General features: G+C 68.9%; 19 protein-coding genes. 6 read left to right on the top strand and 13 right to left on the bottom strand.

Annotated features, from left to right (window positions below):
• The first annotated feature begins 570 nt into the window (after window positions 1-570).
• The gene (locus AC5WS7_RS15220) at window positions 571-1,332 is read left to right on the top strand and encodes a lysophospholipid acyltransferase family protein (protein WP_495955100.1); all 762 of its coding nucleotides are present in this window, start codon (window positions 571-573) and stop codon (window positions 1,330-1,332) included.
• A 7-nt stretch (window positions 1,333-1,339) separates the two neighbouring features.
• Here the strand turns inward: AC5WS7_RS15220 and AC5WS7_RS15225 are convergent, their stop codons facing one another.
• The 3 genes from AC5WS7_RS15225 to abmR form a co-directional block, all read right to left on the bottom strand.
• On the bottom strand, window positions 1,340-1,657 hold the full coding sequence (locus tag AC5WS7_RS15225) for a GNAT family N-acetyltransferase (RefSeq protein WP_495955101.1): 318 nt from the start codon (window positions 1,655-1,657) through the stop codon (window positions 1,340-1,342).
• A 107-nt stretch (window positions 1,658-1,764) separates the two neighbouring features.
• Complete coding sequence (gene aroQ, locus AC5WS7_RS15230) at window positions 1,765-2,196, bottom strand: type II 3-dehydroquinate dehydratase (RefSeq protein ID WP_495955102.1); 432 nt, start codon at window positions 2,194-2,196, stop codon at window positions 1,765-1,767.
• A 78-nt stretch (window positions 2,197-2,274) separates the two neighbouring features.
• Window positions 2,275-2,880: an ATP-binding transcription factor AbmR gene (gene abmR, locus AC5WS7_RS15235; RefSeq protein ID WP_495955103.1), complete on the bottom strand. Its 606-nt coding sequence runs from the start codon at window positions 2,878-2,880 to the stop codon at window positions 2,275-2,277.
• Between the two features lie 282 nt (window positions 2,881-3,162).
• On the opposite strand from abmR, the gene AC5WS7_RS15240 reads away from it, so the two are divergent.
• The gene (locus AC5WS7_RS15240) at window positions 3,163-4,842 is read left to right on the top strand and encodes an NTF2-like N-terminal transpeptidase domain-containing protein (protein WP_495955104.1); all 1,680 of its coding nucleotides are present in this window, start codon (window positions 3,163-3,165) and stop codon (window positions 4,840-4,842) included.
• Between the two features lie 4 nt (window positions 4,843-4,846).
• Here the strand turns inward: AC5WS7_RS15240 and AC5WS7_RS15245 are convergent, their stop codons facing one another.
• From AC5WS7_RS15245 to AC5WS7_RS15270, 6 genes are all read right to left on the bottom strand, one after another.
• On the bottom strand, window positions 4,847-5,227 hold the full coding sequence (locus AC5WS7_RS15245; protein WP_495955105.1) for a DUF3054 domain-containing protein: 381 nt from the start codon (window positions 5,225-5,227) through the stop codon (window positions 4,847-4,849).
• 28 nt (window positions 5,228-5,255) lie between these two features.
• The gene (locus AC5WS7_RS15250; RefSeq protein ID WP_495955106.1) at window positions 5,256-6,416 is read right to left on the bottom strand and encodes a lysylphosphatidylglycerol synthase transmembrane domain-containing protein; all 1,161 of its coding nucleotides are present in this window, start codon (window positions 6,414-6,416) and stop codon (window positions 5,256-5,258) included.
• A gap of 5 nt (window positions 6,417-6,421) precedes the next feature.
• Window positions 6,422-7,972 carry an adenylate/guanylate cyclase domain-containing protein gene (locus AC5WS7_RS15255; protein WP_495955107.1) on the bottom strand — a complete coding sequence of 517 codons (1,551 nt, stop codon included), beginning with the start codon at window positions 7,970-7,972 and terminating at the stop codon, window positions 6,422-6,424.
• 137 nt (window positions 7,973-8,109) lie between these two features.
• On the bottom strand, window positions 8,110-8,742 hold the full coding sequence (locus AC5WS7_RS15260; protein WP_495955108.1) for a response regulator: 633 nt from the start codon (window positions 8,740-8,742) through the stop codon (window positions 8,110-8,112).
• Between the two features lie 182 nt (window positions 8,743-8,924).
• On the bottom strand, window positions 8,925-10,118 hold the full coding sequence (gene macS, locus AC5WS7_RS15265; protein WP_495955109.1) for a MacS family sensor histidine kinase: 1,194 nt from the start codon (window positions 10,116-10,118) through the stop codon (window positions 8,925-8,927).
• Window positions 10,119-10,192: 74 nt separating this feature from the next.
• A complete protein-coding gene (locus tag AC5WS7_RS15270) occupies window positions 10,193-11,401 on the bottom strand; it encodes an AI-2E family transporter (RefSeq protein ID WP_495955203.1) in 1,209 nt (402 codons plus the stop codon).
• Window positions 11,402-11,701: 300 nt separating this feature from the next.
• On the opposite strand from AC5WS7_RS15270, the gene AC5WS7_RS15275 reads away from it, so the two are divergent.
• Window positions 11,702-12,376, top strand: a complete 675-nt coding sequence (locus AC5WS7_RS15275) for a DUF1707 SHOCT-like domain-containing protein (protein WP_495955110.1) — start codon at window positions 11,702-11,704, stop codon at window positions 12,374-12,376.
• A 276-nt stretch (window positions 12,377-12,652) separates the two neighbouring features.
• Here the strand turns inward: AC5WS7_RS15275 and AC5WS7_RS15280 are convergent, their stop codons facing one another.
• From AC5WS7_RS15280 to AC5WS7_RS15295, 4 genes are read right to left on the bottom strand one after another with little or no spacing between them, the layout of a single operon-like run.
• Window positions 12,653-15,706, bottom strand: a complete 3,054-nt coding sequence (locus AC5WS7_RS15280) for an MMPL family transporter (protein ID WP_495955111.1) — start codon at window positions 15,704-15,706, stop codon at window positions 12,653-12,655.
• Window position 15,707: 1 nt separating this feature from the next.
• A complete protein-coding gene (locus AC5WS7_RS15285) occupies window positions 15,708-16,478 on the bottom strand; it encodes an NYN domain-containing protein (protein ID WP_495955112.1) in 771 nt (256 codons plus the stop codon).
• Between the two features lie 58 nt (window positions 16,479-16,536).
• Complete coding sequence (trmB, locus tag AC5WS7_RS15290; RefSeq protein ID WP_495955113.1) at window positions 16,537-17,388, bottom strand: tRNA (guanosine(46)-N7)-methyltransferase TrmB; 852 nt, start codon at window positions 17,386-17,388, stop codon at window positions 16,537-16,539.
• Window positions 17,389-17,447: 59 nt separating this feature from the next.
• A complete protein-coding gene (locus AC5WS7_RS15295; RefSeq protein ID WP_495955114.1) occupies window positions 17,448-18,806 on the bottom strand; it encodes a lipase family protein in 1,359 nt (452 codons plus the stop codon).
• A 573-nt stretch (window positions 18,807-19,379) separates the two neighbouring features.
• Here AC5WS7_RS15295 and AC5WS7_RS15300 point away from each other — a divergent pair.
• The 3 genes from AC5WS7_RS15300 to AC5WS7_RS15310 all read left to right on the top strand — a co-directional run bounded on the left by AC5WS7_RS15300 (window position 19,380) and on the right by AC5WS7_RS15310 (window position 24,197).
• On the top strand, window positions 19,380-20,657 hold the full coding sequence (locus AC5WS7_RS15300; protein WP_495955115.1) for a P-loop NTPase family protein: 1,278 nt from the start codon (window positions 19,380-19,382) through the stop codon (window positions 20,655-20,657).
• Window positions 20,627-22,012: a hypothetical protein gene (locus tag AC5WS7_RS15305; RefSeq protein WP_495955204.1), complete on the top strand. Its 1,386-nt coding sequence runs from the start codon at window positions 20,627-20,629 to the stop codon at window positions 22,010-22,012. Before AC5WS7_RS15300 ends, AC5WS7_RS15305 begins: the two co-directional genes overlap by 31 nt.
• 352 nt (window positions 22,013-22,364) lie before the next feature.
• Window positions 22,365-24,197, top strand: a complete 1,833-nt coding sequence (locus tag AC5WS7_RS15310) for a phosphoenolpyruvate carboxykinase (GTP) (protein WP_495955116.1) — start codon at window positions 22,365-22,367, stop codon at window positions 24,195-24,197.
• Window positions 24,198-24,343: the final 146 nt, after the last annotated feature.

Genomic DNA, 24,343 nt, shown 5'->3' on the forward strand with positions numbered 1-24,343 from the left:
CCGCTTCGCTCCGGCGTGGCCGGCGCCGATCAACCCCGGTCCTTCCCTTTCTCCGCTCCCCGCTTCGCTCCTGGCGCTCCGGTCGGTCCAGGACTGGGGCGAGCCCCGGCCTCGGCGCGGGTGTCACCCGGGTGATCTGGGGCTCGGTGGGCGGCGGTGGGCGAGCGTCGGTGCTGAAGGGGATACCGGCCTGGAGTCGAAAGTGGTGCGGGCGGAACTCGGGTGACCCGGCGGCTTGGTCGGCGGCGGTGGGCGAGCGTCGGTGCTGACGGGGGTACCGGCCTGAGGTGGAAGTTGCCGGTGCGGGCGGAACTCGGGTGACCCGGCGGCTTGGTCGGCGGCGGTGGGCGAGCGTCGGTCCTGACGGGGGTACTGGCCTGAAGTGGAAGTTGCCGGTGCGGGCGGAACTCGGGTGAGTTCCGATGCTCTGGCGGCGCCGGGTCGCGGGGCTTCGGTGTTTCACTCACCATATATGGCGGCAGGTGTAAGGCTGAGGCTCGTTGTTCAGGGTGCAGAATCGGTTCTCTTCGGGGGCCCGGCCCCGGTGGAGCGAAGTGGAGGCGCGAAGGTATGGAACGGCCCGAGGTCGTGCTCGACAGCAGCGATGTGGTGTACGACTTCTATCGGGAACATCGGCAGAATCGGTTGCAGGCGTGGGGTGCGTACGCGGTGCTGGCGCGGCGCTACCGGCCGCGGGTGGGATATGCGGCCGGGGCTCGGGAAGCGCTGCGGCGCTTGATATCCGAGCGGCGGCCATTGCTGATCGTGATCAACCACCTGTCGCAGCAGGATCCGTACACCGTCGCCGCGGCGGCCTGGCGCAGCGGATTGCGGCCGGTGATCGGGCGGACGCGGGTGCTGGCGAAGGACGAGCTGTTCGTCGAGGACAGGCTGCGCCGGCGGATCGACATGATGGGCGGAATCCCGGTCTTCCGCGGGCGGGACCACGGTCTGCGGGCGGTGAACGCGGCCGGGCAGCGGATGATCGACATCTGCGCCGAACGGATGGCGCGCGGCGACGGGATCGCGATATTTCCGGAGGGCACCTGCAACGACGTCGACCCGACGCAGGTGCAGGCCGTCGGCAGCGGCGTCGGGCACATCGCGTTCCGGGCGATGAAATTGGGCGCCCGCCCGGCGCTGGTCAGTCTCGGGCTCAGTTACGGCCCGCGCGCCGACCCCGCGGTGGAACCGACCAGGGCCGAGGCGATTTCGGCCAGTTTCCACTTCGGCGTTCCGGTGCCCGAACTACCCGCCCGGCCGGCCGAGGTCGCGCGGCTGGTGCGCACCGAACTCCAGCAGGCCCTGGACGGTGCGGTGGCGGCCTACTGACCCGCGCTCACCGCGGCAGTTCGAACCGCTCCCGCGCCCACGCCGGGACCAGCGCCAGATAGTCCGGTTTCGTCTCCACGACGTGCCGGACCATCGGGCACAGCGGCAGCACCCCGAACCCGTCTTGTCGCGTACTGTCCAGCGCCGCGTCCACGAGCGTGCGCGCGTACCCCTTCCCTGCATAGTCTCCGAAGACCTCCGTATGCACGAAGGCCCGCTCCGAGGCGGTGTCCTGATATTCCGCGATACCCGCGAGATTGCCGTCGACGAACAATTCGAACCGATCCTCGACGGAGTTGTCGCGGACTTCCGGGCCGGATGTCATCGCCCGAGCGTAGAACGTCCGGGCGGGCGGTGGCGCGAGGTCCGGCCGATGTTGCCGGATCGATTCCTGCCGCCGCGCGTTATGCCCGATTCGGTGCGATCGGGGGTTCAACGGGTGCAGAGGTATTCGATCGCCGCCGCGTACCCCTGGATCCCCAGTCCGGCGATGACGGCCGCGGCGATGGGGGAGATGTAGGAATGGTGCCGGAATTCCTCGCGCGCATGCACATTCGAGATGTGCACCTCGACGATCGGCACCTCCGGGATCACCAGCGCGTCGCGCAATGCGACCGAGGTGTGCGTGAGTCCGCCCGGATTGATCACGATGGCCGATTCCACGCCGCGCGCGGCGTGAATCCGATCGATCAGCGCGCCCTCGGAATTCGACTGGAACGCGCTGATCTCCCGATCGAACCGCCGCGCGGTCCGGCGGCACAGCCCGACCACGTCGTCGAGGGTGTCCGAACCGTAGATCTCGGGCTGACGAGTGCCCAACATGTTCAGATTCGGCCCGTTCAACACGAGTATCGGAGCTGGCATGCTGCAATTTTGGCCTACGCTCGGCTCCCGCGGGCCGCGGGGCCCGGCGTTATCGGCCGGGGCGTGGCACCCGGCGTGCTACAGGCCCTTGGGGCCTTCCGCACGCAGGGTGTCCACCTTGCTCATCGCCGCACGCAATTCGTCCAGCCATTCCTCGGCGTGCTTACCGGCCAGTTTCACCGTCCAGGCCAGCGCGTCCGAACGGGAACGGGCGACCCCGGCATCGACCAGCGTGTCCAGCACCTTGCGTTCGGGCTGACGCAGCCGCGTCATCACCGGAACCGCCTGGTGGGTGAACAGGACTCGTTCGTCGCCGAGCAGCACACCCCAGGAGACCGTGCGGCCGAACCGGGCCTGCGCTTCCTGCGCGATCCGCATGCGGGCCGGGCGGGTCGACTCGCGGAAGCGGGCGACCTGGCCTTCCTGGGTGGCGCGCGGAATCTTGGCGGTGGGCTGATCGGCGTCGGCCTCGGGTGTGTCGGCGGAGCCCTCGGGTGCGCCGGGCCGGAGCGTGCCGATCACGACGATCTCGTCGCGGTCGATCTCGATGATCGGTGCGCCGCTGAACCATTCAGTTGGCAATCGACCAGCGAACCAGTCCGGCGCATCGGCGGCGTCGGGTAGATCGGCCTGCTGCCAGCCGCCGGGACGGCCGAATCCCTGCCCGCGTTGTCCATGTCTCATGAGCTTGCGACCTCACTTCTGCATTGTCTTCTCTGTAACAGTGATTACAAGATTACGCCGATAAGCGGTCGCCGAATTCTGCTGTCGGAGAACGGTCTTTGAGCAGACCAGAGTGTGAACACGGAGGGAATCCGGAGCCAGTGCGACGGATGTCCATGAACGGGCATTATTGTGGTCGCTGAGCATGGAGAATGCGGACGGTGTCAAGGCGGCCATCGCGAACGAATCTGTCGGGTACGGTTGTTCTCGTTGCTGGAGTGACAAGAGTGAAGAGTGGGCGATATGGATGTGTGGGGATCCCGCCGCATTCGCGTTCGGGGCGCAGCGGCACTCGTGGGGGCGGCTGTCCTGGCGATCACGATGGGGGCATGCGGCCTCCAGGGCAATCCGACCGATCCGCAATCCATAGTGAATCGTTTCGCCGGCCTTCTGGACGACAAGAACGCCGCGGACGCAGCGGATCTCACCTCGTACCCCAGTGGTGCGCAGGCAACGTTGAAGCAACTCTTCAACGGGCTCGAGTCCGGCAAGCCCGATTACAAGGTCGTGCAGTACATCGGGCTGGACGACACGTCGGCCATGTTCAACCTCCGGGCGGACTGGAACTTCGGCCCCGGTAAGGACTGGAATTTCGACCTGCAGGGCAGCATCCGCAAATTGGCGGTCGGCTGGCGAATCTCCTGGGATCCGACCGTGGTCGTTCCGCAGCTGGACAACACCCGCACGGTCAAGCTGGTGCGCACCGACGCCACCCCCTCGCCGAAGGTGAACGACAACGTCGGCGCGCCGTTGATGTCCGAGCAGAACATCAACACCGTCAAGATCGATCCGGCCAAGACGACCGATCCGGTCGCCACCACCAACGCCCTCGCCGACGCCATCGCACCCGTGGCTCCGCTGATCACCGGTGCGGACCTGATGCAGCAGTTGCAGGCCGCGCAGGGTAAACCGGTCGTCGCGGTCTCGTTGCGCGACGACGATTTCGCGATCCTGGAACCGCGGATGGCCTCGATTCCCGGCGTGGTCATGGACAAGCAGCCCAAACTCGTGGTCGCCGATCGCCGCGTGTGGTCACCGCTGACCGATGCGTACACCAAGGTCTGGCAGGCGAACAAGGACGCGCACCGCGGTTGGGGCGTCCAGCTGTTCGGGCCCGATGGGGCGATGATCACCCAGCTCGCCGGACACCAGGGCCCGCCGGGCCCGGACATCGCGGCCACCATGGATCAGAAACTGCAGCGCGCCGCCGAGGACGCGGTGGTCAGCGTCGGCACCGCGGCCTCGATCGTGGCGATCCAGCCCTCCACCGGGGCGGTCGTCGCCGCCGCGCAGAACAATCAGGCCAGCGCCCAGGGATCACCCGCGTTCACCAGCGCCTACCCGGCCGGCAGCAATATGGACCTGTTCAAGGCCGCCGCGGGAATCATGAAGAACAAGTCCCCGCAGGACGTTTCGGTGCAGGACGCCGCGCAGGCCGCGGCGGACCTGGGCGTCGGCATCGGGTTCAAGGTGCCGGGCCTGGACGAGACCAGCGGCCGGCTGCCCATCGCCGGTCGCGGATTCGAGCAGGTCAAGGACGGCGGTTCGGACCCCATCCTGGCCAGCACGTTCGGCATGGCGATCGCGGCGGCCAGCATCGTGCGCGGCTCGGTGGCGCCGCCGATGATCGAAATCGGCCGTCCCGCCACGACCGACGCTCAGCTCTCGCCGCTGCCCGGACCGGTACTCGACAAATTGCGTGCCATGCTGCGTGATTCGACGGCCGGCGGTCCGGATCTGGCGAGTCTGCGCACTTTTCAGGGCGTCAACGCGTTCGCCGCGACCGCGGGAACCAGCGGCTGGCTGATCGGCGATATGGGCGATCTGGCGTTCGCCATCCACATCGACGATATCGACAGCGGAAACGCGACCGCGCGAATGGCGGCGCTCCTGCTGAAGTCGTTCGCCACCCCCGACAAGTGACGGGTCAGCTCAGCGCCTTCCACACCGCTCGCCAGCCGAGCAGGAACAACGCCAGCACCGACGCGGCCACCAGCACGAAACTGAACGCGATCCCCTGACCGCTGATCACCCGCAGCACCATGCCGATGATCAACGCCGACAGCCACACCGTCACGCCCGCCGGCCACAGCAGCCGGGCGTCGAATCGTGCCAGTACGTCGTCGAACCGGCCGCGGGCGCCGAGCAGCGGGGCCAGTGCCCAGCCCAGCAGCAGTCCGACCCCGAACGGCCACAGCGTGCGGAACAGCCCGGCGCTGATCATGCCCTCGTGGTGGCTGCGCCGGCCGATCACGCAGAACACGATCACCAACACCACATCCACCACGAACGGCGCCAATTTCTTCACGCGGCTCAGCGTAATCGGCGGGTGCCGCTCACCCGGGCGGCGGTTGCTCCTCGTCGTCGGCGACCGCGGCCGGCCGGTTCTCCGCGCGCGATCGTTGATCTGCGAGCAGGGAACGTTCCTCGAACTCCTTCTCGTACTCCGCATCCCCGGCCTGGCGCCCGCGGAACAGGAAGGCGAACACGATCCAGCCGATGATCGCCACCAGGATGAAGCTGACCAGCCGATACACCCCCGCCGCCGCGACCGCCTGGGCGGTGGGCAGACCCGCGATGGCGGTCAGCCCGTAGATCAGCATGGCGTCGACGTAGACGATCCCGCCGGGCGCGAACGGGATGCTGCCCACCGCTTTGCCCATGCTGAACACGATCATCAGCGCGGCGACCCGCGGCTGCGCACCCACCGCGTAGCAGGCCGCGCCCAGGCAGGCGACGTCACCGAGCCGGTGCATCAGCGCCCAGACGGTGACCAGCGCGCCGTCGCGCCGGCCCAGTTCGACCGACTCGAGCTGATGCAGGATCTCCTCGATCCGATCCATCCCCGCATCGGGCGGATGATGCCGAATCCGGTTGAACAGGTGCAGGATTCGGCGCAGCACCGTCCGCAGCGAGCCCGGGTTGCCGGAGGCGTAGTTGCCCGCGACCACGATCAGGACCAGCGCGCCGAGGGACAGCACCACCTTCCACGGCCCGACCCGGTCACCGACCAGCGCCGCGCCGCCGAGCCCGAGCAGCACCATGCCCGCCGCGCCGATGACGCCCGAGAACACCAGTTGCCAGGAGGCCACGATCGGGCTCGCCCCCCAGCGCCTGGTCTGGCGGTAGGTGAAAGCCGTGGAGAACATCGGGCCCGCGGGCAACGTCACCGACATCGCGGTCGCGCCGTAGACCACCGACAGCGAGCGGCGCTGGCTCACCTGCACTCCGCCCGCGTTCATCAGCTGCTTCTGGATGCGGGCGAATCCGCTCATCGAGATCGCCTGCATCAGCACGCAGACCGCGGCCCAGCCCCAGTGCAGTTCGGTCAGGTTCTCCCAGGACTCGTGCAGGCGCGGATAGATGTAGATGCCCTCGGTGATCAGCAGGGCGGAAAGCGCGATGCCGAGCAGCCATTTCACCCACCAGAATCGGCCTCGCCGGGCCCGTGCCGGGACCGGCACGGGTTCACCGGCTGATTCGCGATGGGCCGTCACAAGGGTCAGCCTAATGAGTGCGGCGAACCGGCAGTAGGGTCACCGTCCGCACCGGAGACGGGCCAGGCCAGCCGGGTCTTGCGGCGGCGGCCGCGCAACTGCACCTCTTCGCCGGATTCCCAGTGCGCCTGTTCGGAAGGATCCGCGAAGTACAGTGCGCTGCCCGAGGTCAGCACGCGTTCGGGACGTTCCTTGGCCAGTTCGGTGAGCCGGGACGCCTCGTTCACCGGATCGCCGATCACGGTGTACTCGAAGCGGTTGGCCGCGCCGATGTTCCCGGCGACGGCCAGACCGGCCGAGACGCCGATGCCGATGTCCAGGCCGGGCACCTCGCGCAACGCCTCGCGCAGATCGCGTGCGGCGGCCAGGGCCGCGGTGGGCGCGTCGGGCCGGTCCAGCGGCGCGCCGAAGATGGCCAGCGCGGCATCGCCGACGAACTTGTTGATCAGGCCGTTGTGCCGGTCGATGACGTCCACCACGACGCGGAAGAATTCGTTGAGCAGGCTGACCACCTCGGTCGGCGGGCGTTCCGCGGCGGTCGCGGTGGAGCCGACCATATCGACGAACAGCACCGCCACGAACCGGGTCTCACCGCCGAGTTCGGTGCCGTACTCGAGCGCGCGGCGGGCGACCTCCTCGCCGACGTGCTGGCCGAACAGTTCCTGAAGTTCGCGGCGCTGCGCGGCCTCCTCCATCATCCGGTTGAACCCGACCTGCAACAGGCCGATCTCGGAACCGTCGAACACCTCCACCTGCACGTCGCGGGCGCCCTCCTGTACCCGGTCGATGGCCCGGGAGAGCTGACGCACCGGATCGGAGATGCTCGCGCCGGTCAGCATCGACAGCGCCAGCGCCTGCATGATCACCACGCCGCACAGCAGCAGGATCGACACCGCCAGCGAGCGCGAGGAGAAGTGCACCTGGGAGGTGATCTGCGTGGTGCACAGCAGCACGATCGCGATGACCGGTGCGAAGGTGCCCATCCCCCAGGTCATCGCCATCCGGGTGCCGACGCCGGGGGTCAGGGTGTGATCGAAGGTGCCCATCGACAGCGCGTGCGCCGCGACCGGACGCAGAATCCGCTCACCCAGCATGTAGGTGAAACCGAACACGATGGTGGCGGCCATACATTCGGTGACGATGACCGCGCCCGCGAGTTGCGGCGTGTCCACGATGATCGTCGCGGCCAGCACCGCGCCGCCCACCAGCCACAGCAGCAGGTGCACGATCGCCTGCCGCAGCGGGGCGTGCAGGGCGGCCATCTGTTCCTGGCGGCTCGGCGGTCCGCCGCGCACCTGCCAGCGCATCACCGGCCGCAGCATCAGCGCCGAGGCGGTCAGGCTCAGCACGCCGCCGATCACGAAGACCAGGCCCGGCACCAGCAGACCCGTGCGGCGCACGCCGGTCGGGGAGCCCTCCGGGGCGGGCAGGCCGTACTGGATGAAGGCGTAGACCAGGATCGCGCCGAAGGCGTTGGCGGCGAGCATCGAGGCCAGGTACAGCGGCCAGCGCGTCCGCATGGTCTGCTTGACCGCTTCCAGATGTGTCGAGTCCATGCCTGCTACCGAGATGTGGGAGGTGCGGCGCAGGCGGCTCGCGCGGACGGTGACACGATCACCAATCTACCGCGCGTCGTAGCCGCGTTCGCGGGTCCGTGACTCTGTCCGGAACGGTGTCCCGCTGTGCCGGGGCGTTATTCGAGGCCCTGTTCGATCGCGTAGCGGGTCAGTTCCACCCGGTTCGCGAGTTGCAGTTTGCGCAGCGTGGCCTGCACATGGTTCTCCACCGTGCGGTGGCTCAGGCTCAGCCGGGTGCCGATCTGTTTGGCGGACAACCCCTTGGCGACCAACCGGAGAACCTCGGTCTCCCGGTCGGTGAGGGCGGGCCGGTGCGGCGCGTCGCGGTCGGCGGGCGCGCCGGCGATGCGACGGTACTCACCGAGCACCAAACCGGCCAGACCCGGCGTGAAAACGGCCTGACCAGCGGCGGTGGCGCGCACGGCGGCGATCAGCTCGGCCGCCGACGCGCTCTTGACCAGATATCCCGTGGCCCCGGCCTTGATCGCGTCCAGGACGTCGGCGCGCTCGGCCGAGGCCGACAGCACCAGCACCCGGCTGTCCGGCGACACCCGCAGAACTTCACCGGTGGCCTGCGCGCCGCTCCCGTCGGGCAGTTGCATATCCATCAGCACCACGTCGGGGTGCACCGCCGCGGCGCGTCGCGCGGCCGCGGCCACCCCGTCGGCCGTGGCGCACACCTGGAATCCGGCCTCGGTCAGATCCCGCGACACCCCGTCCCGCCACATCGGGTGATCGTCCACGACCATCACTGAAATTGGTTGGTGCGCGGTACTTTCCGGTGAACCGGCCGGTTCGCCCGCCGGACCGCGCGGTGGCGCGAGACGTGCCGGTACGCCCGGAGCCGCCGGGTTCGCCGGTGGCGCGGGCGCATTCGATGGTGTGGAGTCTTCCGGGGCGGCGGCGGCCCCGTGCCGATCGGAGTACCGGCTCATCTCCTCGCCTCTCGGTGCCTGGGGATATGGAACTCCCATTCGGTGCCGTCGTCGGTGCGCAGGTCGGCGGTGCCGCCGAGGGCGGTGATGCGGCCGAGGATGGACCGCGACACTCCCATTCTGCCCTGGGCGGCGGCCTCGACCAGGCGTCCGTCCGGGATGCCGGGACCGTCGTCGCGAACCGAGACGATCACCTCGTCGCCGGTATCCTCCAGCAGGACATAGGCTTTCGCGTTCGGACCGGCGTGCAGGGCGGTGTTGGACAGCGCGGCGGCCACCGCGGCGGCGAGTTCGCGGGCGGTCTCGCGGGCGACCGGCACCGGATCCCCCGGGGCCGAGACCGAGACCGTGGGCGAGGCGTGCGCGGTCAGCAGCGGACGCAGATCCTGTTCGGCGCCGGCGGAATCGGGCAGGTCGGGCGCGGGCGCGCTCTGCTCGGAGAGCAACACCCGCAGCGCCACTTCCTGTTCGGCGGCCCGCTGTGCCAATTCCGCTGTGGCACCGCCGATATCGCTGCCACGACGTTTGATGTAGCTGAGCACCTGCAACACGCCGTCGTGCACCTCGCGGGCGAGCCGTTCGCGCTCGCGGGCGGCCGCGGTGAGCAGGGCCGCGCGCTGCAACTGCCGGTGCGCGCGGCGGGCGGTGTCGGCCGCCAGGCCCAGCGCCAGGCCGACCGAGACCAGCATCGGCGCGGTCGCGTCGGACCACAGATCCAACTCCCATTGCGCGCGAACCACGATGCTCACCGCCGAGATCAGCACACCCGAAAGGACCCCGCCCACCGGTCCCGACGCGATCGCCGCGGCGATCACCGCATTGGCCGCCCACAACGTCGTCGGCACGGTCTGATGTCCGTGGAACCAGGCGTAATCGGCGACCAGCCGGGTTGCGGCCATCAGCGCGATCACCACCAGGTGATCGCCGATCACCACGGCCGTGCGGACCCGCGCCGGCGCGCTGATCCGCCACTGCGACAACAACAGCGCCGAGACGATCGACCACAGCACGAGCAGCCCGATCAGGAGCCAGCTGAGTCCGGGATGGATGTAGTGCGGCGCCGACGCGACCTCCTGACCGATCGCATAGAGCGCGGTGACCAGCCGAAATGCCTGCGCGGCACGCCACAGCGGCGCGGTCGCCCCGGTATCAGCGGCTGTTCGGGGTGCGCATTTCACGCCCAGGGGCATCAGCCGGAACCGTCGGCTGTGCCCGTGGACGTCCGCGGTTCACGTTTCATGCGGACGGCCATCAGCAGCGTCCGTCAACGCGCATCCTCGGTCCCCGCGGTCTCACCGGACTCGCTCTTGCCGGTTTCGGTGGATCCGGTCTTCGGGGTGAGCGTGCTCGAGGCGGACTCGGAGGGCTCGGCTTCGCCCGCATCGGGATCGGGCAGTCGGTACCGATCCGGATCCGGCTCGTCGGGTTGGGCGTGGAACATCGGTTGTCGCGGCGCGCCGCTGTTGAGCTCCTGATACAACTCCTCGGAACTGCCGGACAGCAGCGAGTGGATCGCGGTGTTCATCACCGCCGCGAACGGCACCGCCAGCAGCCCGCCGACCAGGCCGTACAGCACCACGCCGGTGGTGATCGCGAGCACCACCGCGAGGGGATGGATCCGCACCGCGCGCCCGAGCAGCAACGGTTGCAGCACATGGCTTTCCAGCTGCATCACCGCGACCGTGATACCCAGCACGATCAGCGCCGTGACCAGGCCCTTGGTCATCAGGGCCAGGAACACCGCGATGAAACCGGCCAGCAGCGACCCGATGATCGGGATGAACGCCCCGATGAACACCAGCGTGCCCAGCGGCAGCGCCAGCGGCACCCCGAGAATGGCCAGGCCGGTGCCGATGCCGATCGCGTCCACCGCGGCCACCGCGACGGTCGCGCGCACGAATCCGACCAGCGTCCCGAAACCGAGCCGGCCGGCGGTGCGCACCCGTTCGCGCTGCGGGGTCGGCACCACGCGGGTGACGAACTCCCAGATCTGATTGCCGCCGTAGAGGAAGAAGATCAGGATGAACAGCGTCAGGAAGGTGCCGGTGAGGAATTCGCCGATCGCGGCCGCGGTGGTCAGCGCGCCGTTGGTGAGCGAATCCTGGTTGCGCTCAAGCGTTTTCACGATGGTGTCGCCGGCATTGCGGATCTGGTCGTTGCTCAGGTGCAGCGGGCCGTTGATCAGCCAGTCCTGAATGGACTGGACGCTGGTCTTGAATTCGTTGGCCAGCTGCGGAACACCGGTGACGAACTGCTCGATCACGAAGGTGAACACCCCGGCGATCACGCCGAGCGAGCCGACCAGCGAGACGAACACCCCGATCGAGCGCGGCACGCCGAGGCGCTGCAACAGATCCACCAGCGGCACCAGCAGCGCCGCTACCAGCAGCGCGATCGCGACCGGGATCACCACGGTGGCCAGCCGCCGGGACAGGTAGCCGATGACCACGACCGCCAGCACGATGACCAGCATTCGCCAGCACCATTCGGCGCTCACCCGGACGAACGGATGTACCGAGTCGGCTGCGATCCGTCGGCCGGTCCCGCCCTCGCGCGCCGTCGAGTCCTGCGCATCGGCCCCGTCCCGGCCCGGATCAACGTCAGTCACCCGGCCGAGCCTAACCGCCGCGACCGCAGCGGGCACGTGTGCGCACCGGACGGGAATGCCGGTTTCCGGTGTCGTCGACCACACGCCGACCGGGGGTTCGGATCGGGCGGAACATCAGGGATCGCCCTGATGTGCCAGGGCCGTGACGTCGGTAGCCTCGATGTCATGGCTGGTGAAACGGTTTCCGCCGGGCCGGTTCCCGAGACCGGGGGTGCGGCGGGGGATCGGGATCTGCGGGTCTCGGACGCGGAACGCGAACATGTCGGGATGCTGCTGCAACGGGCGGTCGGGCTGGGGATGCTCTCGCTCGGCGAGTTCACCGAACGGATGGACACCGCGCTGGCCGCCAAGACCCGCGGCGAACTCAACGCTGTGCTGATCGACCTGCCGGGGGTGCGGCTGGTGGGTCAGCCCGATCCGGCCGTGCGGGCGACGCCGTCGTACGCGCCGCCGGGACCCCCGCCCGCCGCGTCGGCGACCATCCGCTCGCGGATCTCCTCGGTGAACCGCAAGGGCGCGTGGCATGTGCCCCCGACGATGTACCTGAACAACTACTGCTCCAGCGTCAGTCTGGATTTCACCCAGGCGGTGATGTCCACACAGGTGGTCGAGCTGCGCATGGACGATTTCTGCAGTTCGCTGACCTTGATCCTGCCCGGCGCGGCCACCGTGGACGTGGACGGGCTGGAGTTGATCGGGTCCAGCGTGAACAACAAGGTGCGCACCGGCCCGCCGATCGGGCCGCTGCACGTGGTCGTGCACGGCCGGCTGCGGTTCGGTTCGGTCACCGCCAAACAGCCGCTCGCGGTGCAGTGGCGGCGGATGATGTCCGGATTCTGATCGGTCGCCGGGCGTATCCGAACGTCGGCTCTGGTGCACATTCGGTGGTCATGCAAGTGCCGCCGGGTCCGCTGCATCGCATGAGAAGTGAATGACCTTGCTGTAGTCGGTGTTTCGCGCAGCAGGCAGAATTGATCGCCGCCACGGAAGGCCAGAGGCGGGTACAACCACCGAAAGTGCGCCAGCGCCGGAACGTCGGCGCATTCGCGTCGGATGGCATATATGCGACACGGGAATTCCGATCCGCGCGGCACGGTCACCGGCCGAGCGCGGTACTCACTCGCGGTTCTGACGGCGGAGTAGTTCGTTCACGCTGACGGTCCGGTTACTGCCGCCGCCGTGGTGCCTGCCCTCCTCGGAATCGTCGGGCTGGGCGGGGCGGTTCCGAGACGAGCGCAGATCGGCCATCCACTGTTCGATACTGCTGCGGTTGGCCTCCTGCCGGGAATCGGCCGGCGAGGCGTAGGTCGCCGGGGTCGGCGTGGTCTGCGCGTCGGCGGCGGAATCGGCCGGGGGGACCGCGGGTTCGGCCTCGGTCGGTTCGGTCTCGTCGTGCGGCTGATAACGCTGGGCGCGGGCGGCCGGATGCGGCGGCACGGCGGACTGCTTGGGTCGCGGCGGCAGGATGCGCGGGGTCGGGCCGGCCGGCGTGTCCGGCGTCGCACCGGATTCGGCCGGATCCGACATCCCCGAACCCGGCGGCACCGGCGGACGCGGCAGATCGCGCGGGGGTGAGACCTCGGGCGGGCGCGCGGTCGTCTCGCGGGCGGTCACCGGCGTGACGCCCGGCAGATTCAGCGAGGACTGCGGCGGCGTCGATCCGGGCGGCGGGGGAGCCGGAGCCGGGGTGTCGGCGCGGGATTCGGGCTGATCGGGCCGCTGCAGCACGCCCGGCGGCGGCAGGATGCGCGACTTGGCCCGCGATTTGCGCGCGGCCTTGGACTCCGTGGTGTCCGTATTCGCGTCCGCCTTCGCCTCGGGAGTGTCCGGGGTGTCCAGCCGCTCGGTCGGCGCTTCGGGATCGGCATGCCGAATGAGCCTGGCGCGCTTGGGTTTACGGCTCGACTTGGCCGGCGTCCCATCCGGCATCATCGGGATCTGCATGGTCACCGGATCGGTGACGGGCGTGGTTTTGACCAGGTCGACCACCTCGCCGCCGCCGGGACGTTCATCGCCCAGCATCGGCTCGCCCAGACCGACCTTCGCCTGGATCCGCTTCATCCAGGCCGGGGCCCACCAGCAGTCGTCGCCGAGCAGCTTCATGGTCGCGGGCACCAGCAGCATGCGGATCACGGTGGCGTCGATGAGCAGCGCCGCGACCATGCCGTACGCGATGTACTGCATCATCACCAGATCGGAGAAGGCGAACGCGCCGGTGACCACCAGCAGGATCAACGCCGCTGCGGTGATGATCCGGCCGGTCTGCGCGGTGCCGGACTTGACCGCCTCGGTGGTACTCGCGCCCACCGCGCGCGCCTCGACCATGCGGGAGAGCAGGAACACCTCGTAGTCGGTGGACAGGCCGTAGATGATCGCGATGATCAGCACCAGCACCGGCGACATGATCGGTTGCGGTGTGAAATTCATCAGCCCGGCCCCGTGACCGTCGATGAAGATCCAGGTCAGGATGCCCAATGTCGATCCGAGGCCGAGCGCGCTCATCAACGCGGCCTTGATCGGCAGCACCAGCGAACCGAAGGTCAGGAACATCAGCAGCGTGGTGACGAAGACGACCAGCACCACCATCAGCGGCATCCGGTTCAGCAGCGCGTCGACGCTGTCCTTCTGCATGGCCGGTGTTCCGCCGATGTAGACGTCCACACCGTCGGGCACGCTCATCGAACGCAGATAGTCGATGGTGGCGTTGGCGTTGTCCGAATCGCTCAGCGTGGTGGAGGTCTTCCAGACGTCCGATCCGGTGGGCGGCTGGCCCGGAATCGCGAACTGTCCGGTCAGCCCGGGAGCCTGATCCGCCTGCTGCAGAATCGAATAGATCTTCGTCGGGTCCTGGGTGACGATCACCAGGTTGATCGGATCGGTTCGCCGGGTCGGGAACAGCTCGTCGAACTGCTGCTGTGCGAGGCGGGTCGGATTGTCCGGCGGCAGATAGGTTTCGCTGATCCCGCCGAACTGCAGATTCTTCACCGGGATGATCAGCAGCAGCAGCACGATGCACAGCGGGACCGCGACCTTCAGCGGATGCTTCATCACCCACTGCGTGCTGCGGCCCCAGAAGCCGTTCTCGATCTCCTCGGTCGTCTTGGTCTTGCGGAACCACTTGAGCCCCAACATGTCCACGCGCTTGCCGAGGATGCTCAGGATGGCGGGCAGGATCGTCAGCGAGGCGACCGCGGCGAGGGCGACCGTGGCGATCGTGCCGTAGGCGACGGATTTCAGGAAGCCCTGGGGGAACAGCAGCATGCTCGCACTGGCCGCGATGATCATCGTCGCGGAGAACGCGACGGTGCGTCCGGCGGTCATGACCGAGCGTCGCACGGCCGCGCGGGTGTCGTACCCGTCGGCCAGTTCCTCGCGGAACCGGCTCACGATGAACAATCCGTAGTCGATCGCCAGGCCCAGCCCGATCATCGACACCACCGCGCCCACGAACGAGTTCACCTCGGTGAACTTCGTGATGCCCATGACGATGCCGTTGGCGCTGATGACCGTCAGACCACCCACGATCAGCGGCAGCGCGGCCGCCACGATGCCGCCGAAGATGAAGAACAGCAGCACAGCGACGCCCGGGATGGCCAGGACCTCCATGCGCCGCTGATCCGAGGCGATGGTGTCGTTCAGCGTGCCCGAAACCGGTTGCAGACCGGCGACCTGCACCTTCACCCCGGGAATGTCGAAGGCCCCCTTGACCTCCCGGTAGTTGTTCATCGTGGAGGTGTCGTCGTCGCCCTTGAGTTCGATCGCGGCGAAGGCGACCTTGCGGTCCTTGCTCACGGTGACCGCGGGCGAGAACTGCGCCGCACCCGGCACGTTCCAGGGTGAGATGTAGACCTTGTCGATCTCGTCCGGATGCTGCTTGGGCAGATTGGTCAGACTCTCGATGATCGGCTTGCTGAACGCCGCATCGTCGACGGTCTTCCCGTCCGGCGCGGTGTACAGCACGATGACGTCACCGGTGTGGTCACGGCCGTACGTCGAATCCAGCAGCTGCGCCGCCTGTGTCGACTCGGAACCGGGATCGTCCCATCCGCTGGAGCTGAGATGTTTGTCCAAACCGAGGCCGAACGCGCCCAGACCGAGCAGTGCGGCCACCATCACGCCCAGTACGGCAAAACGGAATCGGTAGACCAAATCGCCCCAGCGGGTGAACACTTTAAGCGACTCCTTGCGCGGGGCGGGAGGTGAGCAGTGCGGACAGCGGCCGGAAGGGCTGCAGCCAGGCTCCCTCGTCGGGCAGCGATTCGAGGCTGACCCGCGGAAGTGGTTCGCGGAACACTCCCGGGATGTCCTCGAGGTCGATGAATTCGAGGATATCGGACGTCACGGCCCAGCTCGCATGCTCGCGGAATCCGAGCACCTGCACCGGGACGCCGCCTGCGGCGATCTCCTCGAGGGGTTCGCGGAACGCCTGGCCGTCGGCGGAGGCGACCATGATCCCGGCCAGCCCCGCGCCGCGGCGGCGTAATTCGATGTGCGCCAACATATCGCTGTCGACGTCGGAATCCTCGTCGATCTTGGGTTTGGCGAAGACGGCGTACCCGACGTTGCGCAACGCCTCCACCCAGGGCCGCACCACATCGGCGGTGCCGGGCGCGATATTGGTGAACACCGTGGCCTCGGCCTCCACCCGGCCGCTGCCGCCGACCGAGAGTTCGGCGGTGCGGGCCAGCAGCCAGCGGCCGAGCGCGTCGAAACGCGGCCGGTACGCCGCGGTGGGACGCCCGCCCAGGATCGCGCCCAGGCCCATGTCGAGATTCGGCGCGTCCCAGACCAGCAGCACCCGCCGCACGTCGGTGCCGCTGCCCTGCGGAGCCGATCCGGCCCCGGAACTCGCCGTGGACGGGGAGGACGCGCGCCCGGACGGAGCGTCGTGCGGCATCCCTGTGACGTCCATCACGTCATGGTCGATCTCGCTGACCGTCATGACAGTGCGCCATCGATGGCGGGAATGGCTGAGCTAACTGTTCGCTCGCGTCGCACGCTCATGAGTCGATCTTCCCCCAAATCAGCTCGGTGATGTCGCTTCCGGCCCGATGCGCCTTACTTTCGAATTTCGTCACGGGCCGGTCGAAGCCGATCGGAGCGGATTCGGCGAAACTGTCGCGATCGCCGCCCGCGGCCTCGTTGAGGCCGATGAACTGCGGTTCCGCCGCGCCGACCGCGGCGATGTGCTCTGCGTAGCCGGCATGGTCGGTCGCCACGTGCAGGATTCCGCCGGGGCGCAGGCGGCTGGCGATGAGCGTCATCGTGCTGGGCTGCAGCAGGCGGCGCTTGTGGTGCCGAGCCTTGGGCCACGGGTCGGGGAAGAACACCCGTACCCCGGTCAGTGAATCCTTGGCAATCATGTGTTCGAGGACGTCCACCGCGTCGCCGCGCAGCAGCCGGATGTTCTCGATGCCCTCGCGCTCGATGCGCTGCACCAGTTGCGCCAGGCCCGGCTTGTAGACCTCGATGCCGATCAGATCGAACTGCGGTTCGGCCTGGGCCATCGCGGCGGTCGCTGTGCCGGTCCCGCAGCCGATCTCGACGATCAGCGGGGCTTGCCGGCCGAACCAGGCCGCCGCGTCGAGCGGTTCATCCGAAACATCGCGGCCGATTCGCGGCCACGTCCGGGCCCAGGATTGCTGCTGCGTAGCGGTGAGTGCGCCACGGCGGGAGCGAAAGCTGGTGACGCGGGGGTGCAGGCGCGAGCCGGTCGGGTGGCTCGGTCCGGTGGTCCCCGAGGCGGCCGGATCCGGCGCGCCGACCGCGCGGTCGACCGTCGTCGAAGCCGTGGACCGCGGCCCTGGGACCGGCTCTGCAGTGTGGTTCGCGGCGTCGTTCACGGCGTCCATTGTCCAGTATCGGATGATCAGCACAGCAAGCGACCGCGCAACCCTTCCCGGACGTCCGATCAGGCCGCCAGCGTGCGGGCCGGGCCGGGCCGCGGGCCCGACTCGCCGCGCAGCGGTCGTCCGAGCGCGACTCGCGTTGCGGTGATTGTCATTTCGAGCAGACCTCGCCAGCTCGACGAATCGGTCACCACCGACCAGACCGTGCGGGTGCTCGGCTCGGGCAGCGGGCGTCCGGCGATCCGGTCGGCGAGCCAGTCCAGGCTCAGCGGTGTGGCCAGGGGCAACAGGGAGAAATGTTCGCTGAGCCGGTCGCGCAGATAGGTGACGTTCGCGCCGCCGCGGCGGTAGCGCGCGACTTGCTCATCGATGGCGCAGACGTTGATGACCTGGTCGTTCACCGGCTGGATCATCAGGATCGGGCAGTTCGGGATCTGACCGCCCAGCCGCAGCTCGTCCAACATCGCGCACATGTCCGGTTCGGCCAGCACCTCGGCCAGCGGCCGGGTGAGGTAGTCGCCGACATCGCGTCCGGTGAGGCGGGACAGCGCCAGAATCGGCGCGGAACGGCCGGCCAGTTCCAGCAGGAGCCGGCCCTCGGCGTTCAGTTCGGCCTCCAGGAGTTCGTCCAGGGCCGGGTAGAGGCGGCGCAGCGCGCCGATCATGATCGGCGGGAATCCGGCGAAGCGTCCGCCGTTGAGGCCGAGGAACACCTGTCCGGGGTCGCCGACCGGTGCGCCGAGTACCGCGCCGACGATATCGAGTTCGGGTGCGTACGCCGGGGCCATCTCGACCAGCCAGGAGCCGGCCATACCGCCGCCGGAATAGCCCCACACCGCGACCGGGGTGCGCGCGTGCAGGCCCAGCGGGGCGAAGCGCAGTGCCGCGCGAATACCGTCCAGCGAGCGGTAGCCGGGTTCGCGCGGGGCGCCGAAATTACCGTTCGAACCCCCGTGGTCGGCGATGCTCACCGCCCAGCCGCGGCGCAGCGCGCCCGCGACGAGCACCCACTCCAGCTGGGTGATCGAACCGGGCGCGCACGCGCCCAGGCGCAGCGCGTAGGACGGCGCGCACTGCTCGGCGGTCGCGTCGATCGCCGATTCGAAGGCCAGCAGCGGGCGTTCGGCGTCCGGGTCCGCGCCGTCGGGCAGGAGCACGGTGGTGATCGCGACCTCCGGCCCGCCGTGCATATCGGTGCTGCGATAGAGCAGCTGCCAGGCCGACACCCGCTGGGGGACCAGGCCGAACAGTCCGATCCGCACCGCACGGCTGCGCAGGATCGCGCCGGGGGCGTGGCGGGCGAGGTCGGTCGGCGGGACCAGGAACGGATCCTGTGACGGCAGCAACGGACGCGTGTCGATCGTGTTCCGGACGCGGGAAGCCGCGTCGCCCTGTCCGATGACGTCCTCGATGACGGTCATCGCAACCTCCTCACTGAGCCTGGTGACCAGGCCGTTCACCCGCACCCGTCCGCGCGGACCGGTGCCGGGCACAGCCCTGCCCCACATCGGCGGTGCCGCCGACGGCCTCAGACTAGGCGACCGGATGTTCACCCGAAAACCGCGCCACATCCGAATTGTGCTGTGTCTCAATAAAACAGCCGCCATCCGAGGTCGATTCCCGATTGCGTCCTGTGATCAATGACACAACATGTGCTGTCGGCTCCCCGGGGTTCAACGCCTCGGACGGGTGCGAGGTCGCCGAGATCCGCTGGACGAACGGATGGCCGGCCGGGGTTCCGGCCGTGGTCGGGGCCTGTGCGCGGCGCGGACCGGTGGGGTGCGGCGGCCTTCGATTCCGTCGCACCCGGTCCGCCGAACCGCACCCGGTCCATGGCTCTCGAGCACGGCGTTCTCGTCGTGTCGGGTGCGGCTGGCGGCGGACGGTTGACGGGCCGGGGTTCAGGTTCGATATTCGGCGGGGTGAATACGGTGGTCCGTGCCGACAATCCGGGCGAGTTCTGCGAGAATTGCCCGCCGGAAGGGGGTAGTACCGTGCCGACAGACTCCGCGGCAGCCAGGCCGGTCGACGGATCGGGCGGGGCCGCACCGGAACTCGACCAGTTGATCGGGAATCTGCGCACGGGTCCGGGCACGGATCCGCGGGTGGCCGAACAGGTGGCCGCCGCCGCGAGCGCGTGGCGGCGTCCGGTGCGCATCCAGGTCACGGGCCGTGCGGGCGCGGGCAAGTCCACCCTGTTGCGGGCGCTGGCGCTGATCTCGGCCGAGGAGACCACCCCGGTCGACGAACCGGGCCGCGCGGATCCGGTGCTGGACGCCGACCTGCTGGTGTACGTGCTGTCCTCGGCGTTGCAGCCGGGGGACCGCGCGGTGCTGTCCCGGCTGCCGCGCGACCGGACCGTCGTGGTGCTGAACAAGGCCGATGCCGTCGGTTCCCGCTGGGCAGATGCGGTCGCGGCGGTGGACCAGTGCGCCGGCGAAATGGGGATGGCGACCCTGCCGGTGGTCTCCGAACTGGCCGTGCGGACCAGATCCGGCACACCGTCGCAGCAGGATCTGACCACGCTGCGAAGGCATATCGCCACCACCGATCCGTCCTTCACGCTGACCGCCGAACTGTTCTGCTCTGCGGACTTCGGCCCCGATACCGCCGAGCGCGAGGCGGTGATCGCGCGCTGGGGCCTGTTCGGGGTGTCGACCGCGCTGGCGGCGCTGCAGGGCGACCCGGACCTGGGCCCGCAGACGATCCGGCAGATACTGCACGCGGTCAGCGGTATCGACGCGGTCCACACCCTGCTGCACCGCCGCTACGAGCGGTCCGCCGAACAGCGTGGCGGCGAATTCCTCGACGAGCTGATCCGACTGGCCGCCCGCTCGGGTGGTGCGGGCGCGGGGCGGGCCCGGGATCTGGTCGAGGACTATCTGGCCGGAGACGAGGCCCTGTGGACCGGTCTGCGGGCCGGACTGGCCTGTCCGGAGGTCGTCCATCTGGCCGCGGGCTACCCGTCGCCGTATCCGGCCGCCGCCGACGACGCGATCGCCCGCGCGCAGCGCTGGCGCGCGGTGGTGTCCAGCGATATGCCCGCCGCGGCTCGCCGTGCCGCGCTGCGCGCGCACCACGGCTACGTCCGGTTGTTGCAGTGCCGGACTCTGACCCGCCCGCAGGTTCGGCCACCGTCTCGCTCTCCCCGGAAGTGCAGGCGGTGCTCGCACGCTGGAATCCGCAGGGCGCGGCATTGTTGCGGGCCGCGACCGGCCCCGAGACGGACGGGGCCGGTCCCGTGCTGCCCGCCGCCGAGGCGGTCGCGCTGATCGGTCCGGCCGACGCCGGCACCCTGCTGCTGCGCACCGAACTTGCCCGCTTCGAACCGCGGATCGACCTGACCGATCCGATGGCTGATGCCGGCGCCGCGCCCGCGGTGGCACTACTGCTGCTCGACGCGGGCGCCGCACTCGGCGCGAGCACCCTGAACACGGTGTCCCGGCTGCGAGCGGGCGGGACTCGAGTCCTGTTCGCCATGAACAACATTCACGCCCATCCGGACTGGCGGGCGGTCCTGGACCGCAACACCGCCCTGCTGACTCCGGTGCTCGGCGGCGATCCGGCCGTGGTGCCGGTCTCGGCCCGCCTGTCGGCGGCCGCGCGCCAATCCGGTGACGCCGCGCTGCTGGACCGGTCCGGCCTCGCCGTGCTGCATGCCCGGCTGACCGCGGCGGCCGGCGCCGACAGCGGACCGGACCGTCTGGCCGCGGTCCTGGACCGGGTGCTGGCCGACACCCGCCAGCGCATCGCCGGCCAGTCCGCCGAGCTGAACTCCGGCGCCGAGATGGCCCGCCTGCGTGAGGAACGCGCGACGCTGCTGGCCGCGCGGGACGGCGGCCGGGCCCAGGCGATGTCCGCACTGCGCAACCGCGTGCATCTGGCCCGGATGGATCTGCTGCACGAGGTCGGCGCCCGCATCCGCGCGCTGAACGCCACCGCCAGATCCGACCTCGACCGCCTCGGCCGCCGCGCCACCAAGACCTACCCGGCCGAGCTGCAGCAGGCGGTGAACCAGCTGACCGGCGAGCTCGACGCCGCCCTCGCGCACCGGCTCGAGGATCTGTCCCGGCAGCTCGAGGCGGCGACCGGGCCCACACCCGATGCGCCCGCCCGGCCGCCGGTGGCCCGCACCGACCCGCCGCCGCGGCTGGGCCCCGATCCCGAACCCCGGCACCGGGGCGTGGAAGACCATCTGATGATCGCGCTGGGCGCGTCCGGTGGATTCGGCCTGGGGCGTCTGGCGGTCGCGCCGTTGACGCTGGTCCCGGCATTGAACTACGCGACCATCCCGGTCACCCTGCTACTCGGCGCGGCCGTCGCCTATTGGGTGGTGCGCGCCCGCGGCCATATCGCCGATCGAGCGCATATGCGTCAATGGGTCTCCGACGCTCTGGTGAACGTCAAGGCCCAACTCGAACAGCGGGTGTCGACCGCACTGGTCGAAGCCGAATCGCAACTCACCGATCAGGCGGTCCGCGCGACGACCGCGCGCGTGGTCGAAACCGATCGCCGCATCGCGGAATTGGAGTCGCGAGTGCGAGAGCTGAATTCTCGCCGGCCCGCACAACTGGCCGCCTGCCGACGCGATCTGCAGATCCTCGATTCGGCTCGTACGCAGCGATGACGAGCCCGGTGAACGCGGTCGATCCTCGTGTCGCGGCGAGTTCGCTGTGATCGTCGCCATAACTCTCCGGCCCGCGTATTTCTCGGAAACAGAATTTTCGTGATATTCCTCGCGGCCGCGGTTGATGACCATGTAGTCGGGGTACCGAGTGAGCAACCCCATTCCGTACTCACCGTCACATCGCGTTAACCTCTTTATCTAAGGAACAACGGCATCCGCTCCCACTCTTATGCCGCCCTGAAGTCGGCGAGACGGAACGGGTGCCTACCGCCAATGGTGGCTGTTCCGGTGTCGTGAGCTGTTCCGGCTGCTCGCTCACAACACCCCGGCCGCCCATCTCAGGAGAGTTTTCATGACCTCAGTGACCATTCCTGGTCTTCACGGATCCGATGGCACCGCACCGACGGAGCACGCGGGGTTGCTCGCCTGGGTGCGTGAGGTCGCAGAACTCACTCAGCCCGAACGGGTCGTGTGGGCGGACGGCTCCGACGAGGAGTGGGACAGGCTGACCACCCAGCTCGTCGAGGCGGGCACGTTCCAGCGGCTCAACCAGGCCAAGAAGCCCAACTCCTTCCTGGCGCTGTCGGACCCCTCCGACGTCGCGCGGGTGGAGTCGCGCACCTTCATCTGCTCGCGCACCGAGGCCGAGGCGGGACCGACCAACAACTGGGTCGATCCGACCGAGATGCGGGGCACCATGACCGAGCTGTACCGCGGTTCGATGAAGGGTCGCACCCTGTACGTGGTGCCGTTCTGCATGGGCCCGCTGGGCGCCGAGGATCCGAAGCTGGGCGTGGAGCTCACCGATTCGGAGTACGTCGTGGTCTCGATGCGGGTGATGACCCGCATGGGCAAGGCCGCGCTGGAGAAGCTCGGCACGGACAAGCCGTTCGTCAAGGCCCTGCACTCGGTCGGTGCGCCGCTGGCGGACGGCCAGGCCGACGTGCCGTGGCCGTGCAACGACACCAAGTACATCACGCACTTCCCCGAGGACCGCGAGATCTGGAGCTACGGTTCGGGTTACGGCGGCAACGCCCTGCTGGGCAAGAAGTGTTACTCGCTGCGTATCGCCTCGGCGATGGCCCACGACGAGGGCTGGCTGGCCGAGCACATGCTGATCCTCAAGCTGATCTCGCCGGAGAACAAGAGCTACTACATCGCGGCGGCGTTCCCCAGCGCCTGCGGTAAGACCAACCTGGCGATGCTGCAGCCGACCGTGCCGGGCTGGCGCGCGGAGACCCTCGGCGACGATATCGCCTGGATGCGTTTCGGCGAGGACGGCCGCCTGTACGCGGTGAACCCGGAGTTCGGTTTCTTCGGTGTCGCGCCCGGCACCAACCGCAATTCCAACCCGAACGCGATGGCCACCCTGGAGGCCGGAAACACCGTCTACACCAACGTCGCGCTGACCGACGACCACGACGTCTGGTGGGAGGGCCTCGAGGGCGAGCCCGATCACCTGATCGACTGGAAGGGGAACGACTGGTTCCTGCGCGAGACCGAAACCCTTGCCGCGCACCCGAATTCGCGTTACTGCACGCCGATGTCGCAGTGCCCCACGCTGGCTCCGGAATGGGACGATCCGCAGGGTGTGCCGATTTCGGCGATCCTGTTCGGCGGCCGCCGCAAGACCACCATCCCGCTGGTGACCGAGTCCTTCGATTGGCAGCACGGCGTTTTCATGGGCGCGACGATGTCCTCGGAGCAGACCGCCGCGGCGGAGGGCAAGGTCGGCAATGTCCGCCGCGACCCGATGGCGATGCTGCCGTTCATGGGCTACCACGTCGGCGATTACATGAACCACTGGATCAACCTCGGCAAGAACGCCGACGCCGGCAAGTTGCCGAAGATCTTCTACGTCAACTGGTTCCGTCGCGGTGCGGACGGCCGCTTCCTGTGGCCCGGTTTCGGCGAGAACTCCCGCGTGCTGGAGTGGATCGTCAACCGCATCGAGGGCAAGGCCGGGGCCGAGTCGACCGCGGTCGGCAATGTGCCCACCGCCGCGGATCTCGACCTGGACGGCCTGAACGTCGATCCGGCCGATGTCGACGCCTCGCTGAAGGTCGATCTGGACGAATGGCGCCGGGAGATTCCGCTCATCGAGGAGTGGTTCGAGTTCGTCGGCGATAAGTTGCCGTCCGGTGTGCGTGACGAATTCGAAGCGCTCAAAGAGCGTCTCGGCTGAGTCGCCGCGAAATACGCACCGCCCGTACCGTCTTGCCGACGGTGCGGGCGGTTTTGCTTGTAGCGGTGAGCCTCTCGCGAGCCCTCGTCGGGCGGTGTGAGTTTTTCCACGAGCCGGTTGGGTTCGGACGGGTATGAATCGGGCGT

The organism is Nocardia sp. PLKS1-43 (genome assembly GCF_059510335.1).